16 protein-coding genes and 2 pseudogenes are annotated in these 16542 nt (G+C 72.6%); 4 read left to right on the forward strand and 14 right to left on the reverse strand.

From position 1 onward, the window contains the following. Positions 1-93: 93 nt before the first annotated feature. Together VKA29_RS16450 and VKA29_RS16455 are read right to left on the reverse strand one after the other, a co-directional pair. Positions 94-2046, reverse strand: coding sequence for an AMP-dependent synthetase/ligase (locus tag VKA29_RS16450; protein WP_324786389.1), 1953 nt, complete (start codon positions 2044-2046; stop codon positions 94-96). 240 nt (positions 2047-2286) lie between these two features. Then, entirely contained in the window at positions 2287-3573 is a 1287-nt protein-coding gene (locus tag VKA29_RS16455) for an acetyl-CoA C-acetyltransferase (protein ID WP_324786390.1), read from the reverse strand. 86 nt (positions 3574-3659) lie between these two features. Here VKA29_RS16455 and VKA29_RS16460 point away from each other — a divergent pair, with 86 nt between their 5' ends. Beyond that, positions 3660-5006: a 3-oxoacyl-ACP reductase gene (locus VKA29_RS16460; RefSeq protein WP_324786391.1), complete on the forward strand. Its 1347-nt coding sequence runs from the start codon at positions 3660-3662 to the stop codon at positions 5004-5006. Then, the gene (locus VKA29_RS16465; RefSeq protein WP_324786392.1) at positions 5006-5944 is read left to right on the forward strand and encodes a MaoC/PaaZ C-terminal domain-containing protein; all 939 of its coding nucleotides are present in this window, start codon (positions 5006-5008) and stop codon (positions 5942-5944) included. The genes VKA29_RS16460 and VKA29_RS16465 overlap by 1 nt, the downstream gene beginning before the upstream one ends. Before the next feature lie 136 nt (positions 5945-6080). Here VKA29_RS16465 and VKA29_RS16470 read toward each other — a convergent pair whose 3' ends face one another. From VKA29_RS16470 to VKA29_RS16515, 10 genes and pseudogenes are all read right to left on the reverse strand, one after another. Then, entirely contained in the window at positions 6081-6734 is a 654-nt protein-coding gene (locus VKA29_RS16470) for a TetR/AcrR family transcriptional regulator (RefSeq protein WP_324786393.1), read from the reverse strand. 151 nt (positions 6735-6885) lie between these two features. After that, on the reverse strand, positions 6886-7191 hold the full coding sequence (locus VKA29_RS16475; RefSeq protein ID WP_324786395.1) for a DUF4229 domain-containing protein: 306 nt from the start codon (positions 7189-7191) through the stop codon (positions 6886-6888). A gap of 84 nt (positions 7192-7275) precedes the next feature. Continuing rightward, the gene (locus VKA29_RS16480) at positions 7276-7800 is read right to left on the reverse strand and encodes a GNAT family N-acetyltransferase (protein ID WP_324786396.1); all 525 of its coding nucleotides are present in this window, start codon (positions 7798-7800) and stop codon (positions 7276-7278) included. A gap of 50 nt (positions 7801-7850) precedes the next feature. Then, positions 7851-8501 (reverse strand): UdgX family uracil-DNA binding protein, encoded by a 651-nt coding sequence (locus VKA29_RS16485; protein ID WP_324786398.1) that lies wholly within the window; start codon positions 8499-8501, stop codon positions 7851-7853. A 102-nt stretch (positions 8502-8603) separates the two neighbouring features. Then, entirely contained in the window at positions 8604-9767 is a 1164-nt protein-coding gene (gene mqnE / locus VKA29_RS16490; RefSeq protein WP_324786399.1) for an aminofutalosine synthase MqnE, read from the reverse strand. 48 nt (positions 9768-9815) lie between these two features. After that, positions 9816-10271 (reverse strand): Lrp/AsnC family transcriptional regulator, encoded by a 456-nt coding sequence (locus tag VKA29_RS16495; RefSeq protein WP_324786400.1) that lies wholly within the window; start codon positions 10269-10271, stop codon positions 9816-9818. Between the two features lie 113 nt (positions 10272-10384). Continuing rightward, positions 10385-11059 carry a UbiX family flavin prenyltransferase gene (locus VKA29_RS16500; RefSeq protein WP_324786401.1) on the reverse strand — a complete coding sequence of 225 codons (675 nt, stop codon included), beginning with the start codon at positions 11057-11059 and terminating at the stop codon, positions 10385-10387. 375 nt (positions 11060-11434) lie between these two features. Continuing rightward, positions 11435-11641, reverse strand: a pseudogene (locus VKA29_RS16505) (hypothetical protein); the annotation flags it as partial. 134 nt (positions 11642-11775) lie between these two features. Next, the gene (mqnP, locus tag VKA29_RS16510) at positions 11776-12678 is read right to left on the reverse strand and encodes a menaquinone biosynthesis prenyltransferase MqnP (protein ID WP_324786404.1); all 903 of its coding nucleotides are present in this window, start codon (positions 12676-12678) and stop codon (positions 11776-11778) included. Next, complete coding sequence (locus tag VKA29_RS16515; RefSeq protein ID WP_324786406.1) at positions 12675-14126, reverse strand: menaquinone biosynthesis decarboxylase; 1452 nt, start codon at positions 14124-14126, stop codon at positions 12675-12677. The genes mqnP and VKA29_RS16515 overlap by 4 nt, the downstream gene beginning before the upstream one ends. Before the next feature lie 76 nt (positions 14127-14202). Here VKA29_RS16515 and VKA29_RS16520 point away from each other — a divergent pair. Beyond that, positions 14203-14478: pseudogene (locus tag VKA29_RS16520) on the forward strand (PLD nuclease N-terminal domain-containing protein); the annotation flags it as partial. An 88-nt stretch (positions 14479-14566) separates the two neighbouring features. Here VKA29_RS16520 and VKA29_RS16525 read toward each other — a convergent pair. After that, positions 14567-14917 carry a transcriptional regulator gene (locus VKA29_RS16525; RefSeq protein ID WP_324786408.1) on the reverse strand — a complete coding sequence of 117 codons (351 nt, stop codon included), beginning with the start codon at positions 14915-14917 and terminating at the stop codon, positions 14567-14569. Positions 14918-15022: 105 nt separating this feature from the next. On the opposite strand from VKA29_RS16525, the gene VKA29_RS16530 reads away from it, so the two are divergent. After that, positions 15023-16003: a quinone oxidoreductase family protein gene (locus tag VKA29_RS16530; protein ID WP_324786409.1), complete on the forward strand. Its 981-nt coding sequence runs from the start codon at positions 15023-15025 to the stop codon at positions 16001-16003. A gap of 34 nt (positions 16004-16037) precedes the next feature. Here the strand turns inward: VKA29_RS16530 and VKA29_RS16535 are convergent, their stop codons facing one another. Next, positions 16038-16340 (reverse strand): hypothetical protein, encoded by a 303-nt coding sequence (locus tag VKA29_RS16535; RefSeq protein ID WP_324786410.1) that lies wholly within the window; start codon positions 16338-16340, stop codon positions 16038-16040. Positions 16341-16542: the final 202 nt, after the last annotated feature.

Genomic DNA, 16542 nt, shown 5'->3' on the forward strand with positions numbered 1-16542 from the left:
AGCAAAGCGTCACCCGCCTGACACGTCAAGATGTTGTCGTAACAAACACGCAACCGATGTTCACCGGTCGGTGTTCCGGGCGCCCCGCCGCGGTCAGCGCCCGGCCGTCCGGGAGCCCCTCACCTGCGCGTACAGCGCCTCCACCTCGGCCGCGAAATCCCGCATGATCGCCTCCCGGCGGAGTTTCATCGACGGCGTCAGATGGCCCTCCCGCTCGGTGAGGTCACGGGGCAGGACGGCGAAGCGGCGGATGGACTCGGGGCGGGAGACCAGTTTGTTGGCCTCGTCGACCGCGCGCTGCAGGACCGCCCGCAACGCCTCGTCGTCCACGAGCCGTTCCACCGGGACGGCGGGCCGGCCGTTCATCCGGCACCAGTGGCCGATGCCGTCCTGGTCCAGGGTGACGAGCGCGGAGATGTAGGGGCGGCCGTCGCCCAGGACCATGCACTGGGAGATGAGCGGGTGCTGGCGGAGCCAGTTCTCCAGCGGGGCGGGCGCCATGTTCTTGCCGCCCGCGGTGATCAGGATCTCCTTCTTGCGGCCGGTGATCGTCAGGTAGCCGTCGTCGTCCAGGCGGCCCAGGTCACCCGTGGCGAACCAGCCGTCCGCCGACGCGGGGGCCACCCCGCCGCCGTGCGGGTCCCAGTAGCCGCGGAACACCTGGCCGCCGCTGAGCAGGATCTCGCCGTCGGCCGCTATGCGCACCTTCGTGCCGGGCAGCGGCCAGCCGACCGTGCCCAGCCGGGGTTTGAGGGGCGGTGTCACCGTCGCCGCGCCCGTCGACTCGGTCAGGCCGTAGCCCTCGTAGATCTCCATGCCGGCGCCCGCGTAGAAGGCGGCGAGACGGCGGCCCAGCGGTGAGCCGCCGCAGATGATGTGCCGGACGCGGCCGCCCATGGCGTTGCGGATGCGGCGGTAGACGAGGGGGTCGTAGAAGGCGCGGGCCGCCTTCAGGGCCGTGCCGGGGCCGGGGCCGGTGCCGGCGTGCCGGGCCTCGGTCGCCTCGCCGTGGCGGACGGCCACGTTCGCCGCGCGGTCGAAGGCCGTCACCCGGCCGCCGCTCTCCGCCCTGGCCCGCGCGTTGTTGTAGACCTTCTCCAGCATGTACGGGATGGCCAGGAGGAAGGTGGGCCGGAACGCGGCGAGGTCCGCGAGCAGGTCCTCCGCCGCCATGCTCGGCGCGTGACCCAGCCGGACCCGGGCGCGCACGCAGGCGATGGCGACCATGCGGCCGAAGACGTGCGACATCGGCAGGAACAGCAGGGTCGCGGCATCCTCGGCGGACTTCGACTTCGACTTCGATTTGAAGACCGGGTAGAGGAGTTCGATCGCGTTGTCGACCTCCGTCAGGAAGTTTCCGTGGGTGAGGACGCAGCCCTTGGGGCGGCCGGTGGTGCCCGAGGTGTAGATGACGGTGGCGAGGGTGTCGGGGACCAGCATCCCGCGGCGTACGGCGACCTCCTGGTCGGGGACGTGCTGTCCGAGTTCGGCCAGCCGCTCCAGGTGCCGTTTGTCGACGACCCACAGGTGGCGCAGGTCGGGCAGGCGGCTGAGCTCCGGGCCCAGGGCCGCCGCCTGCCCGGCGGTCTCCGTTACCAGGGCCACCGCGCCGGAGTCCTGGAGGATCCAGCGGGCCTGGAAGACGGAGGAGGTGGGGTAGATCGGGACGGTGACCAGGCCGGCCGCCCACGCGGCGAAGTCCAGCAGCGTCCACTCGTAGACCGTGCGCGCCATGACCGCGATCCGGTCGCCCGGCTTCAGCCCCTCGTTGATCAGGCCCTTGGCGAGGCCCAGCACCTGCCGCGCGAACTCGGCCGCCGTCACGTCCGTCCAACGGCCGTCCGCCGTACGGCGGCTGAGGACGCGGTCGCGGGGAGCCGCCTCGGCGTTGTCGAACGGCAGGTCGGCGAGCGAGCCGTGGGTGGCCGGCGGGACGAGCGGCGGCACCGACACCTCCCGGACCTCCCCGTCCAGCTTCCGTACCTCCGGCTCCACCAGCCGGGGCACACCGTCGTAGTCGTACGCGGACGGGTAGGACACGGACATGGCAGCTCCTGAGGCGTGCGGCTCGGTTCCGCTGTGCAACCGGGGGTACGGGACGCGCGTGCCGAGACGTTCACCGCCGGTGCGCGGCCGGCGGGGGCACCGCTGGTCGGGACGGTGATCGTACGGGGCTCGGATGGGGAGTCGGTGCGGGTTCGGGGAGGGTCCGGAGCCGGGCGTGTGCAACCTCGGGGGTCACGTGGGTTTACGTGAGGACCCTTCAGTTTCTTTCCAGGACCGCCGTCACGTTCTTTCCAGGACCGCCGTCACGCCCTGGCCGCCCGCCGCGCAGACCGAGATCAGGCCGCGTCCGGGAGCGTCCCGTTCGGCGAGCAGAGCGGCCAGCGTCGCCACGATCCGCGCGCCGGTCGCGGCGAACGGGTGGCCGGTGGCGAGGGAGGAGCCGGCGACGTTCAGCCGGGCGCGGTCCACGGGCGCGATGCCCCGCTTCTCCCAGGCCGCGAGCGTGGCCAGCACCTGGGAGGCGAACGCCTCGTGGATCTCGACCAGGTCGAAGTCCTCGACGCCCAGGCCCGCCCGCTCCAGCATGCGCGGGACCGCGTACGCGGGCGCCATCAGCAGTCCGTCCTCGCCGTCGGCGACATCGCCCGCGACGAAGTCCACGGCCGCCGTCTCGTACGCCGTCAGATACGCGAGGGGTGCGAGCCCGCGGGCCTCGGCCCACTCCTCGGAGGCGAGCAGTACGGTCGCGGCGCCGTCCGTCAGTGGCGTCGAATTGCCCGCGGTCATCGTGGGGTTCGGGCCGTCCAGACCGAACACCGGCTTCAGGGACGCCAGTTCGGCGGTCGTCGAGCCGGGGCGCAGGTTCTGGTCGCGGGCCAGGTCGCGGAACGGGATCACCAGGTCCTGGAAGAAGCCACGTTCGTACGCCGCCGCGAGCTTCTGGTGACTGGCCGCGGCCAGTTCGTCCTGCGCCTCGCGGGTGATGCCCCAGGCGCGGGCGGTGACGGCCGCGTGCTCGCCCATCGAAAGGCCGGTGCGCGGCTCGGCGTTGCGCGGGATGTCGGGGATCAGGTGGGACGGGCGGATGCGGGCGAGCGCCTTCAGCCGGCCGCCGGCCGACTTCGCCCGCCGGGCCTCCAGCAGGATGCGGCGCAGCCGGTCGTTGACGCCGAGGGGCGCGTCGCTGGCCGTGTCCGCGCCGCCCGCGATCGCCGACTCGGTCTGCCCGAGGGCGATCTTGTTGGCGGCGGCGATCACGGCCTGCAGCCCCGTGCCGCACGCCTGCTGGACGTCGTAGGCCGGGGTGCGGGCGTCCAGCTTCGAGCCGAGGACCGTCTCGCGGGCGAGGTTGAAGTCGCGGGCGTGCTTGAGGACCGCCCCGGCGACGAACTCGCCGACCGCGCCCGGCTCCTGAAGGGCGTACCGCTCGACGAGGCCGTCCAGCGCGGCGGTCAGCATCTCCTGGTTCGACGCGGTGGCGTACGGGCCGTCGGAGCGCGCGAACGGGATGCGGGCGCCGCCGATGATCGCGACCCGCCGTGCCGCCCGGGGCTTCAGGGGGCTCATCTCGACCTGCTCCTCACCTGTGACATAGGATTACCTCCGGTAACCTTACTCCAGAGTAACCAAGGATCCGCGTGGGGAGAAGGACTGTGGCCGACCGATATCTCCGTTTCACCGGCACCGCGCCCGGCCGGTTCCTGACCCGGCGGCTCGGGCTGCCGCAGCCGGAGCCGCTGCGACGCTGGTCACCGGAGCACCCCGCCCTGCCCGGTCCCCTGCTGCACCTCACCGCCGGGAAGTCCGGGCTGGACCTCGCGCCGGTCCTCGCCCGCACGGGGCTCACGGCGGGAACCGGCTCCCCCGCCGCCGTCGTCCTCGACGCCACCGGTGTGCGGGACGTCGGCGCGCTCGCCGAGGTGCACGCCGCCCTCCACCCCGTCGTACGGTCGGTGGCGGGCAGCGGCCGGGTCGTGGTGCTGGGCGCGCCCCTCGACGCCGACGACCACCACCAGGCCGCCGCGCAGCAGGCGTTGGAGGGCTTCACCCGCTCGCTCGGCAAGGAGATCGGGCGCGGGCGGACGGTGAACCTGGTACGGCTCACGGACCCGGCCGCCGCCGAGTCGACCCTGCGCTTCCTGCTCTCCCCCAAGTCGGCCTACGTCAGCGGCCAGGTGATCGAGGTGGGCCCCGCGGCCCCGGACGCCGATGCCTTGGACGCCCATGCCTTGGACGCCGGTGCCTCGGACGTCGCCGTCGACCCGGACCGCCCCCTCGCCGGGCGCACCGCCCTGGTCACCGGTGCCGCCCGCGGCATCGGCGAGGCGGTCGCCGAGACGCTGGCCAGGGACGGCGCCCGGGTCGTCGTGCTCGACGTGCCGCAGGCCGAGGCGGACGCGCGGCGGGTCGCCGAACGGCTCGGCGGCACGGCCCTCGCGCTCGACATCACGGCCGCGGACGCCGGCCGGCGGATGGCCGAGGCGCTGCCCGACGGCCTGGACGTCCTCGTCCACAACGCGGGCGTCACCCGCGACCGCAGGCTGGTCAACATGCCTGCGGAGCGCTGGAGTTCGGTACTGGAGGTCAATCTGGCGAGCGTACTGCGCAGCACGGACGAACTGCTGGCCGCCGGGACGCTGAAGCGCGGCGGGCGGATCGTGGCGACGGCCTCCATCGCGGGGATCGCCGGCAACGCGGGCCAGACGAACTACGGCGCGAGCAAGGCGGGCGTCGTCGGGCTGGTGCGCTCGCTCGCGCCGCGCGCGCTGGCCGAGCACGGGGTGACGGTCAACGCGGTCGCGCCCGGGTTCATCGAGACGAGGATGACGGCCGCGGTCCCGCTGTTCATCCGGGAGGCGGGCCGCCGCATGAACTCCCTCGCCCAGGGCGGGCTGCCCGCCGACGTCGCCGAGACCACCGCCTGGCTCGCGCACCCGGCCTCCGGCGCGGTCAACGGGCAGGTCGTGCGGGTCTGCGGCCAGAGCCTGCTGGGGGCCTAGTGTCCGTCGTCCTCACCGGCTCCCCCGCGCTGGCGCCCCTGCTCGCCCGCGGCGCCCTGCTGTCGCCGTTCAAGCGGCCCCGCCCGGACGCCGGCTTCCCGCACGACCGGCTCGTGCTGCCCGGCCTGCGCGTCGACCTCGCCCGGCTGGCGGCCTACGAGCGGGTGTGCGGCTTCGCCGCCGGCGACGGCCTGCTGCCGCTCACCTATCCGCACGTGCTGGGCTTCCCGCTGGCCATGCGGCTGATGAGCGGCCGGGACTTCCCGCTGCCACTGCTCGGTCTCGTCCACACGTCGATCGACATCACCCGGCACCGGGCGCTGCCGGCCACCGGCGCGTACGAGGTCGCCGTGCGGGTCGCCGGCCTGGCCCCGCACCGGCGCGGGACCGAGGCCACGGTGGTCACCGAGGTGCGGGACGGCTCCGCCGTGGTGTGGGAGTCGACGAGCACCTATCTGGCCCGGCACCGTACGACGGCCGTAGCGGATGCCGGTTCCGGAGCGGATGCCGGTTCCGGAGCGGATGCCGGTTCCGGAGCGGATGTCCATTCCGGAGAGGATGCCCATTCCGGAGCGGATGCCGGTGCCGGGGCGGGTGCCGCCGGACGGGAGGAGCCGGGACCGCTGCCGTCGGTCGCCGAGTGGCACCTGGCCGGGGACCTCGGCCGGCGCTACGGCGCCGCGTCCGGCGACCGCAACCCCATCCACCTGCACCCGCTCACCGCCCGCCTGTTCGGCTTCCCGCGCGCCATCGCACACGGCATGTGGACCGTGGCGCGCTGCCTCGCCGCCCACGGCACGCCCGAGTCGGTGCGCGCACGGGCCGACTTCCGGGCACCGGTGCTGCTGCCGGGGACGGTGACCTACGCGGCGGCCGGCGACCGGTTCGAACTGCGCGGCGGCGACCGCGTCCACGTGAGTGGCCGAGTGGAACGCTGACCCCAGGCCGGGAACCCCGGAGCGGCAGCACGCCCCCGGCGTCGCGCGGCGCCGCCGGGGGCGGTGGTTGCCGCGGCGGGCAGGTCGGTGCCGGTGCCGGTGGTGGGGGCGAGGAGGGCCGGGCGGGGTCCGGGGGTCAGGCTTCGGGGGTGGGCGGGGGTGACCAGGGGTGTCCGGTCATCAGGTTGCCCAGGCCTGCCCAGGCGAAGTTCATCAGGGTCGCCGCCGCCTGCCGCGCGGTGACGCCGGGGTTGGCGTTGGCCCAGGCGGCGAGGGACTCGGCGGCACCGACCAGGGCCTCGGCGAGGCCGGCGACCTCGTGCTCGGGCAGGTCGGGGTCGCGGTGCGCATCCCGGGCGGCGACGGCGATCAGCTGCGTGACGAAGGCGACGAGTTCCTCGCGCATCGCGGCGACCTCGGCGGCGAACCGCTCGCCGTGGGTGCGGGCCTGCAGGTGCAGCACCGACCAGCCGTCCGGGTTCTGCGCGGTGTGCGTGAAGAACGCCTGCAGCCCCTCCCAGAGTTGGCGGTCGGCCGGCAGGTCGCGCCGGACGCCGGCGCGCACCGCCTCGGTCAGCGCCTTCGCCTCGCGGCGGATGCAGGCCGTGAACAGGTCTTCCTTGGAATTCAGGTACAGGTAGACCAACGGCTTGGAGACACCGGCGAGTTCGGCGATCTCGTCCATGGATGCGGCCATGTAGCCCCGCTGGCCGAAGGTCCGTACTGCGGCGTCCAGCATCTGCTGTTCGCGGACCGCGCGCGGCATCCGCTTGGTCTTCACGGCACCCATGAGGCAAGGGTAGGGCCTGTCCGGCGGAACGGTCCGGTCACGGGTCGCGGCGGCCCGCCCGGCGGGGGCCGCCCGGTCAGGCCCGGTCAGGCCCCGGTCAGGCCCGGTCAGGTCGCTACGACGTTCGCCACGAGGTCCGCCACGAGGTCCGTCAGGAGGTCTGTTCCCGCGTGCGTCCGGCCGCCTCGTCGGCCGCCTCGTCCTCCTGGGAGCGGCTGGCGGCCAGGTTCGCCTTCATCCGGTCCACCCGCTGCACGACCTGCTCGGAGGCCCGGTCCCGCTCCCCGCGCAGCGCGACGAAGCTGATCGGAGCGGAGATCACCAGCGACAGCAGCACGATCCACATGCCGTTGGAGTCGCCGAGCCCGCGTGGGACGGCACCCGCGTACACGAGGCCCCAGACGACCACGAGGCAGCCCACGAAGATCCCGAGGCGCATCAGCGTGTAGCGGAGCATCTCAATCCACTCTTCCGATTCCAGAAAGGAGCAAGGAGCACTGTCCAGTGAAGCACGCTCACCCCGCGATCTTCCGGCCGGGGCTCAGCCCAGCGACAGCAGCATGATCACGTCGTCGCGGTCGTCGCCGGGCGCGACGCGGATGGCGCCGGGTATGCGGCCGACCTCCTTGTAGCCGCAGGAACCGTAGAAGCGCTCCAGGCCGAGTCCGCCGCGGCAGGTGAGGCGGATCGCCTCCACGCCCTCCAGACCGCGGGCGGCCCCGGCGGCGGCCGTGAGCAGGTCCCGGCCGTACCCCCGGCCCTGGTGGCGGGGGTGCACCATCACGGTGTAGAGCCACACCCAGTGCTTCATCAGCCGGTGGGTGTTGTGCGTGAGGAACGCCGTGGCCGCCACCCGTCCCTCCTCGTCGTGCCCGCAGAGCAGGCGGGCGCGCCCCTCGCTCATCGCCACGAAGTGCTTCACCAGCTCGGGCCGGATCTCCTCCCGCGTCACCGGCGGCACGAACCCGACGGCGCCGCCCGCGTCGGAGACATCGGCCCACAGGTCGAGCACGCCGTCGCGGAGGTCGGGCGTGACGGAGGGGTCCAGGGTGAAGGTAAGGGGCATGCGCGCATCGTATCCCTTACGGGGCTACGACAGCACGTGCATTGCGGGACTTACGACAGCACGCGCGCCGCCACCTCCAGGTCCCCCACCAGCCCCCGGTACGCGGCCTCCCGGTCGTCCGCCCGCAGCACCGACGACGGGTGCACGGTCGGCACCAGTCGCCGCGGGCGCCCGTGGATCTCCTCCTCCAGCACCGTCCCGCGCACCCGGCCGACCCGGAACGACGAGCCGAGCAGCGCCTTGCCCGCGGTGGCGCCGAGCACCACGACCAGCTCCGGCTCGACGACCGCCAGCTCTGCCGCCAGCCACGGCCCGCACGCCGTCATCTCGCGCAGGCTCGGCGCCTTGTGGATCCGGCGCTTGCCCGGCCCGGACCGCGCGAACTTGAAGTGCTTGACGGCGTTGGTGACGTACGCCTCGCCGGGATCGATGCCGGCCTCGGCGAGCGCCCGGTCCAGCAGCCTGCCCGCGGGCCCGACGAAGGGCCTGCCCTGCCGGTCCTCCTGGTCGCCGGGCTGCTCGCCGACGAGCATCACGCGGGCGTCCTCGGCGCCCGCGCCGAAGACGGTCTGCATGGCGTCCCGGTGCAGCGGGCAGCCCCGGCAGCCGGCGGCGGCCTCCCGCAGCCCGCCGAGGGTGAGCCGCCCGGGCAGGAACGGCACGGCGGTGTAGGCGTCCTCGGGAGCCTCGGTGCGCACCATGCCGGGCGGGTACCCGCCCGGCACCGGGCATCACGCCCGCACCTGGGTCACACCCGCACCTGGGTCACGCTCGCACAACCGCCACACCGCGCGGGCGTCAGGTCACAGGCGCATCGGCTGCGGGGTGTCCCGGCGCGCCGGGTCCGGGCCGTCGAACTCGCGGATGATCTCGTAGCGGGTGTTGCGCTCCACCGGGCGGAAGCCGGCGTCGCGGATGAGGTCCAGCAGGTCGTCGCGGGTCAGCTTGTTCGGCGTGCCGAAGTTGTCCGCGTCGTGCGTGATCTTGTACTCGACGACCGAGCCGTCCATGTCGTCGGCGCCGTGCTGGAGGGCGAGCTGGGCGGTCTGGACGCCGTGCATCACCCAGAAGACCTTCACGTGCGGGACGTTGTCGAACAGCAGCCGGGAGACCGCGAAGGTCTTCAGCGCCTCCGCGCCGGTCGCCATCTGGGTGCGCGCCTGGAGGCGGTTGCGGATCTTGCCGTCCTTCATGTCCACGAAGTCGTGCTGGTAGCGCAGCGGGATGAAGACCTGGAAGCCGTTCGTCTCGTCCTGCAGCTCACGCAGGCGCAGCACGTGGTCGACGCGGTGGCGGGGCTCCTCGATGTGGCCGTAGAGCATGGTGCACGGGGTCTTGAGGCCCTTCTCGTGCGCCAGGCGGTGGATGCGGGACCAGTCCTCCCAGTGGGTGCGGTGGTCCACGATGTGCTGCCGGACCTCCCAGTCGAAGATCTCCGCGCCGCCGCCGGTGAGGGACTCCAGGCCGGCGTCGATGAGCTCGTCGAGGATCTCGGAGGCGCTGAGCCCCGAGATGGTCTCGAAGTGGTGGATCTCGGTGGCCGTGAAGGCCTTCAGGGAGACGTTCGGCAGGGCCGCCTTCAGCTCCCGCAGCGACCGCGGGTAGTAGCGCCACGGCAGGTTGGGGTGCAGGCCGTTGACGATGTGCAGCTCGGTGAGGTTCTCCGACTCCATCGCCTTGGCGAGCTTGACGGCCTCCTCGATGCGCATCGTGTACGCGTCCTTCTCGCCCGGCTTGCGCTGGAAGGAGCAGTAGGCGCAGGAGGCCGTGCACACGTTGGTCATGTTGAGGTGGCGGTTGACGTTGAAGTGGACGACGTCGCCGTTCTTCCGGGTGCGCACCTCGTGCGCCAGGCCGCCCAGCCACGCCAGGTCGTCCGACTCGTACAGCGCGATGCCGTCCTCGCGGGACAGCCGCTCACCGGAGCGGACCTTCTCCTCCAGCTCGCGCTTGAGCCCGACGTCCATGCCGTTACCTCTTTCTGAGAAGACTCCGTCAACCGTACGCTGCGCCCGTCAGACCTCTTCCGGCAGCTCACCCACCCGGTTCTCCCACTTCGTGGACAGCACGATGGTGGTACGGGTCCGGGAGACGCCCTTGGTCCCGGACAGCCGCCGGATGATCCGCTCCAGGCCGTCCACGTCCGCCGCCCGGACCTTGAGCATGAACGAGTCGTCGCCGGCGATGAACCAGCAGTCCTCGATCTCCCCGAGGTCCTTCAGCCGCATCGCCACGTCCTCGTGGTCGGCGGCGTCGGAGAGCGAGATGCCGATCAGCGCGGTGACGCCGAGGCCGAGGGAGGCGGCGTCGACGGTGGCGCGGTAGCCGGTGATGACGCCGGCCGCCTCCAGCCGGTTGATGCGGTCGGTCACGCTGGGTCCCGACAGGCCGACGAGGCGCCCCAGTTCCGCGTACGAGGCCCGGCCGTTCTCCCTCAGGGCCTGGATGAGCTGCCTGTCCACCGCGTCCATGCGATCGAAGCCTTCCGCTGTAGGAGTTCCTGAAGTCTGAGGTGCTGTGAAGTTCTGAGAAGTAGTGGGAGGTGGTGCTGGGGGTGCTGAGAAGTTGCGGGGGGCCGCGTGCTCTACCGGCCCGGCGCGCCGCCGCCCAGGTCGCCCTTCCACCGCCGGTACAGGCCGTGCTCGACACCCGCCGCGTCCAGCACCCGCCCGGCGACGAAGTCCACCAGGTCCTGGATGTGGGTGGCGCCCGCGTAGAAGCCCGGCGAGGCCGGCACCACGCTCGCGCCGGCGTCGTCCAGGGCGACCAGGTGACGCAGGGTCTGGCCGCCCAGCGGGGCCTCGCGCACCGCCACGACCAGCTTGCGGCGCTCCTTGAGCGTGACGCTCGCCGCCCGCTGCAGCAGGTCCTTGGACAGCCCGAGCGCGACGCCCGCGACGCAGGCCGTGGAAGCGGGCACGATCAGCATGCCCTTGCTCGGGTACGACCCCGAGGACGGCCCGGCGGCGAGGTCCCCCGCGCTCCAGTGCCGTACGCCCGCGAGGTCGACCTGGAAGCGGCCCGGCTTGCCGTCGGCCCCCCGCGACAGCCATTCCCGCAGGTCGTCCTGCCAGTGGCCGTCCCGGAAGGAGATCCCCGTCTCGTCGAGCAGGGTGAGCCGCGAGGCCCGGCTGACGACCAGGTCGACGCTCTCACCGGCGTCCAGCAGCGCGCGCAGCACCGCGGCGGCATACGGCGTGCCGGATGCCCCGGACACCCCCACGATCCAAGGCGTGCGCTGCGTTTCTCCTGCGTTCACATCTTGAGCGTACCGGTGGGACGAGGGGTGCTCGGGACCGGCCGGGCCCCTCGGGGTCGACGGGGAGCCGGCGCGCCCCTGGCATGCGAAGACGGTGGTGGTCCAGTGCTACAGCGCGCCGAACGGGGGCGATGCGGACGATGATGATCAGCGGGTCCCGTGGTGCCACGAGGAAGTGGAACCAGCCACCGGCGGCGTCCATACGGCGCAGTCCGCCCGGCCGAGGGCCGTTGCCGAGGTCACTGATGTCGACGCCCGTACCGGCCAGGTCGACGAGCTGGTCCGCCAGGCGCTCCGCTTCCGCCACCACCTGGGCAGGGACACCGCCCGCCACGTGGGCGTGGCCCGGGTCGTACTCCCAGCTCCAGCCCGCGCTCACCGGGCCGACAGGCCGATGGCCCCGTGGGCTTCGTCCAGCAGCCGCCCGATCTCGGAGGCAGCTTGCCGTGCCTGGAGGGCGCCGCCCGACTCGGCGGCGTCTTCCCAGTGGCGAAGGGCTGCCGCCAGGTGGGGCTGACGCTGGATGTGGACGTAGACGGCCCACTGCGCGATGAACCGCTGGAGCGGCACCAGATCTTTTCCACCGCTCGAACGAGTGAGAGAGAAGCGGTACGGCAACCGGGGTCGTTCTGCTCAGGCCGAACAGCTCCGGCACGGTGGCGCCTGCGGACGCACCCTGGGCGGCCGGGGCCGCCCGCACCACAGTGACCGCGCGGCTACAGCGTCAGCCCCCGCACCAGCAGGTCCAGCAGGGCACAGACGAACAGGGCGATGCCGATGAAGCCGTTGACACTGAAGAAGGCCCGGTTCAGGCGGGACAGGTCGTGCGGGCGGACGATCGAGTGCTCGTACCCGAACGCGCCCGCCACGATCAGCAGGCCCAGCCAGAAGAAGGCGCCCGCGCCGGTGGCGAGGGCGTACCAGACGAACAGGGCCGTGGTCACCGCGTGGCAGACCCGGGCGCCCCGGATCGCCGCGGGGATGCCGAAGCGGGCCGGGACCGACCTGACGCCGATCTCGCGGTCGGTCTCGACGTCCTGGCAGGCGTAGATCAGGTCGAAGCCGCCGATCCAGACGCCGACCGCGAGGCCCAGGATCACCGCGTCCCAGGACCACTCGCCGGTGATGGCGAGCCAGCCGCCGACCGGACCCATCGCCTGGGCGAGGCCCAGGATGGCCTGCGGGAAGTTCGTGAACCGCTTGCCGTACGGGTAGACCACCATCGGGATCACCGCGACGGGGGCCAGGGCCAGGCAGAGGGGGTTCAGCAGGGCGGCGGAGCCGAGGAAGACGACCACCGCGATCAGGGCGCCCGTCCAGGCGTGCTTCACCGACATCGCGCCGGTCACCAGCTCGCGGTGCGCCGTGCGCGGGTTGCGGGCGTCGATCTCCCGGTCGATGATCCGGTTCACCGCCATGGCGAAGGTGCGCAGGCCCACCATGCAGACGGTGACCAGCAGCAGCTTGCCCCAGTGGATGTTCTCGTCCCACTCGTACATCGCGGTGAGCGCGGCGATGTACGCGAACGGCAGGGCGAAGACGGAGTGCTCGATCATCACCAGGCGCAGGAACGCCCTGGTGCGTCCTGGCTGCGGAATCGCGGCGGAGGCGCTGCTCACAGGCCGTACTCCTTCCAGCGGCGGTCGACCTTCGCCGCCGTCTCCGGATCGGACAGGACCATGTCCGGCCAGCCGCCGTCGCGGGTGTAGCCCTCCTCGGGCCACTTCTTCGTCGCGTCGATGCCCGCCTTGCCGCCCCAGAACTGCTGGTAGGAGGCGTGGTCGAGGTGGTCGACGGGGCCTTCGACGACGCTGAGGTCGCGGGCGTAGTCCGTGTTGCCCAGGGCCCGCCACGCGACCTCGTGCAGGTCGTGCACGTCGCAGTCGGAGTCGACCACCACGATCAGCTTCGTCAGGGACATCATGTGCGCCCCCCAGATCGCGTGCATCACCTTCTGCGCGTGCTTGGGGTACTTCTTGTCGATCGAGACGATCGCGCAGTTGTGGAACCCGCCCGCCTCCGGCAGGTGGTAGTCCACGATGTCCGGGACGATGATCTTCAGCAGCGGGAGGAAGAACCGCTCCGTCGCCCGGCCGAGCGGGCCGTCCTCCGTCGGGGGCCTGCCGACCACGATCGACTGCAGCAGGGGCCGCCTGCGCATCGTCACGCAGTCGATCGTCAGGGCGGGGAAGGGCTCCTGCGGGGTGTAGAAGCCGGTGTGGTCGCCGAAGGGGCCCTCGGGCAGCATCTCGCCGGGCTCCAGCCAGCCCTCCAGCACGACCTCCGCGTTCGCCGGCACCTGCAGCGGGACGGTCTTGCAGTCGACCATCTCGATCCGCCGGCCCGCGACGAACCCGGCGAAGAGGTACTCGTCGATGTCGCCGGGGAGCGGGGCGGTGGAGGCGTAGGTGACGGCCGGGGGGCAGCCGAAGGCGATGGCGACCGGCAGGCGCTCGCCGCGCCTGGCCGCCACCTGGTAGTGGTTGCGGCTGTCCTTGTGGATCTGCCAGTGCATGCCGATCGTGCGCCGGTCGTGGCGCTGGAGGCGGTACAGGCCGAGGTTGCGGATCCCGGTCTCCGGGTCCTTGGTGTGGGTCAGCCCCAGGTTGAAGAAGGAGCCGCCGTCCTTGGGCCAGGTGAACAGGGCCGGCAGCCGCTCCAGGTCGACGTCGTCGCCGGTCAGCACGACCTCCTGCACCGGCGCGTCCTTCACCTTCCTCGGCGGTACGTGCGCCATCGCGCCGAGCTTGCCGAAGGCCTCGCGGACGCCGACGAACCCGTGCGGCAGCTCCGGCCTCAGCAGTCCGCCGATCTTGTCGCTGATGTCGCCGTACGCCTTCAGGCCCAGGGCCTTGAGCAGGCGGCGGTCGGTGCCGAAGACGTTCATCGCGAGGGGCATCGAGGAGCCCTTCACGTTCTCGAACAGCAGCGCCGGGCCGCCCGCCTTCTGCACCCGGTCGACGATCTCCCCGACCTCCAGGTACGGGTCCACCTCGGCCTTGACACGCTTGAGGTCGCCCTCGCGTTCCAGTGCCCTGAGCAGCGAGCGAAGATCGTCGTATGCCATGCGTCCCAGTATCTGCCACCCGATACGCTGGCCCGGTCACCGGGGCCCGCTCACTCGTCTGGGGGATCGCACGACGATGCTCAGGTATCTGCCCTTCCTACTGGTCCTGGCGCTGTGGATCTACGCGTTCGTGGACTGCCTGAACACGCCCGAGGACGAGGTGCGCGGGCTGCCCAAGGTGGCCTGGGTGTTCGTCATCCTGCTGTTCGGCGAGGTGCTCGTCGGCCCGGTGGCGTGGCTGGTCGCCGGCCGGAGGCGCACCGCGCCGTCCGCCGGCCGGACCCGCTGGGTCGCGCCCGACGACAACCCCGAGTTCCTGAAGTCGCTGCGCGAGGAGAACCGGCGCGGCGAGGAGAACGACGGCGCCTGAGGGCGCGGCCGCCTGCCGGGGGTGACGGCACCCGGTACCCGGCACGGTGCGGGCCGCCCGCTCGCGCGGGTCATGCCTCCCGGGGCGGGTCGTCCTGCCGCAGGACGAGTTCCAGCAGGCCCGGGAAGCGGGCGTCGAACTCCCTTCTGCGCAGGCGGTTGACCCGCCGGGGGCCCTCGTCGCGCTGCTCCACCAGGCCCGCCCCGCGCAGTACGGCGAAGTGGTGGCTGAGCGCCGCCTTGCCGACCGGCACGTCGAAGCCGCCGCAACTGCGCGACCACTCGGCCGACTCCGCCAGTTCCCGCACCAGGGTGAGGCGTACCGGGTCGGCGAGGGCGGCCAGCGCCGTCTGCACGGGGACGTCGTCGGGGTGGGTGTGTTCGGGGGCGGCCCGATGACCGGTGGAGGTCCGCTGTGCCACGCCGTGCTCCTGTCCGCTGCTCCGCTTGCCAGTGTTCGATGGAAACCATACACTCACCGACTGTTCGCTTTTGATTGAACAGTTTTCGGCTGGACGGGGTGTGGCATGCGCGCGGTGGAGTTCCAGGAGTACGGCGGTCCCGAGGTCCTCGGGGTGGTGGAGGCCGACGTGCCCGAGCCGGGCCCCGGCCAGGTGAGCGTCGACGTGGCGTACACCGGGGTCAACTTCGCCGACCTCAAGGCGCGTTCGGAGGGCTACCGGGTCACGGACCTGCCGTTCCGGCCGGGCCTGGAGGTGTCCGGCCGCGTCCGGGCGGTGGGCGAGGGCGTCGTCGGTCTGACCGCGGGCCAGGAGGTGACGGCGCTGACGGGCGGCGGGGCGTACGCGGACGTGGTCCTCGCCGACGCCGTGACGGTCTTCCCGCTCCCGACGGGTGTGGACCCGCGCACGGCGGCGGCACTGCCGACCGTGCTGCCCACGGCTTACGCGCTCGTCCACTCCGTGGGCCGGCTGCAGCCCGGCGAGACGGTGCTCGTGCAGGGCGCGGCGGGCGGGGTCGGCACCGTGGCGGGACAGTTGGCGAAGGCGGCGGGCGCCGGGGCGGTGTACGGCGTGGTGTCGGGCGCGGCGAAGGCGGCGTACGCGCGCGAGCAGGGCTACGACGAGGTGTTCGTCGGGGAGTTCGCGGAGCCGGTGCGGGCGGCGACCGGCGGCCGCGGGGTCGACCTCGTGCTCGACCCCGTCGGCGGCGACACCCTCCGGGCCGGGCTGGCCTCGCTCGCGGTCTTCGGGCGGCTGGTCTCCTTCGGCAACGCGAGTTCGGCGCCGGCCTGGAGCGTGGGGCAGCCCGAGCTGTACCCGCAGGGTGTGTCGGTCGGCGGCTTCTCGATCCTCACGCTGGCGCGGACCGCTCCCGGCGAGCTGCGGTCACTGGCCGAACGGGCCTTCGCGAAGGCGGTGGACGGGACGGTGTCCTTGCCGGTGACGGCCGAGTTCGCCCTGGAGGAGGCGGCCGAGGCGCACCGTCTGATGGGGGCGCGGACCAGCACCGGCAAGCTGCTGCTGCGGGTGGGCGGGGCGCACTGAGGGACGGCCGGCCGGCGCCCCCGGGCACCGCCGCTCACTCCTCCGGGTCGGTCTCCAGCCAGGTCAGGAGCATGTCGTCCAGCAGGGACTGCAGGGGGCGGCCGGAGGCGTGCGCGTTGATCTCCACCTGAACGGTGGCCCAGCAGGTGAGGCTCATGACGAGGACGCGCAGGCCGTCCGTGCCGTAGCGGTCGAGGATGTGGTCGGCGCAGTCCAGGGCCTCCCGGGCGATCTCCTCGGCGGGGTAGGCGCCGGCCGCCCTGCGCAGCAGGTCGATGGAGAGGCGGGAGACCTCGGGGGTGAGGGCGGCCAGACGCTTGTCCTCTTCTTCGTCCACGCGCTCACCGTAGGGGATGGGGCGCCTTCTGTACCGTTTCTTAGGGGAAACCGCCCGTAAGGGAAGAACGCCGGAAGATCCCGGCCCCCATGGCCACGACCACTGCGACTGCGACTGCGACTGCGGCTACGGCTACGGCTACGGCTACGGCTACGGCTACGGCTACGGCTACGGCTACGGCTACGGCTACGGCTACGGCTAC

Source organism: Streptomyces sp. H51 (assembly GCF_035656535.1).
In the GTDB taxonomy this organism is placed as follows: domain Bacteria; phylum Actinomycetota; class Actinomycetes; order Streptomycetales; family Streptomycetaceae; genus Streptomyces.

Bases quoted from the DNA above. Each gene is read 5' to 3' on its own strand.
- VKA29_RS16450 (WP_324786389.1), bottom strand. From the start codon at position 2,046: ATGTCCGTGTCCTACCCGTCCGCGTACGACTACGACGGTGTGCCCCGG.
- VKA29_RS16455 (WP_324786390.1), bottom strand. From the start codon at position 3,573: ATGAGCCCCCTGAAGCCCCGGGCGGCACGGCGGGTCGCGATCATCGGC.
- VKA29_RS16470 (WP_324786393.1), bottom strand. From the start codon at position 6,734: ATGGGTGCCGTGAAGACCAAGCGGATGCCGCGCGCGGTCCGCGAACAG.
- VKA29_RS16475 (WP_324786395.1), bottom strand. From the start codon at position 7,191: ATGCTCCGCTACACGCTGATGCGCCTCGGGATCTTCGTGGGCTGCCTC.
- VKA29_RS16480 (WP_324786396.1), bottom strand. From the start codon at position 7,800: ATGCCCCTTACCTTCACCCTGGACCCCTCCGTCACGCCCGACCTCCGC.
- VKA29_RS16485 (WP_324786398.1), bottom strand. From the start codon at position 8,501: ATGGTGCGCACCGAGGCTCCCGAGGACGCCTACACCGCCGTGCCGTTC.
- mqnE (WP_324786399.1), bottom strand. From the start codon at position 9,767: ATGGACGTCGGGCTCAAGCGCGAGCTGGAGGAGAAGGTCCGCTCCGGT.
- VKA29_RS16495 (WP_324786400.1), bottom strand. From the start codon at position 10,271: ATGGACGCGGTGGACAGGCAGCTCATCCAGGCCCTGAGGGAGAACGGC.
- VKA29_RS16515 (WP_324786406.1), bottom strand. From the start codon at position 14,126: ATGGCATACGACGATCTTCGCTCGCTGCTCAGGGCACTGGAACGCGAG.
- VKA29_RS16530 (WP_324786409.1), top strand. From the start codon at position 15,023: ATGCGCGCGGTGGAGTTCCAGGAGTACGGCGGTCCCGAGGTCCTCGGG.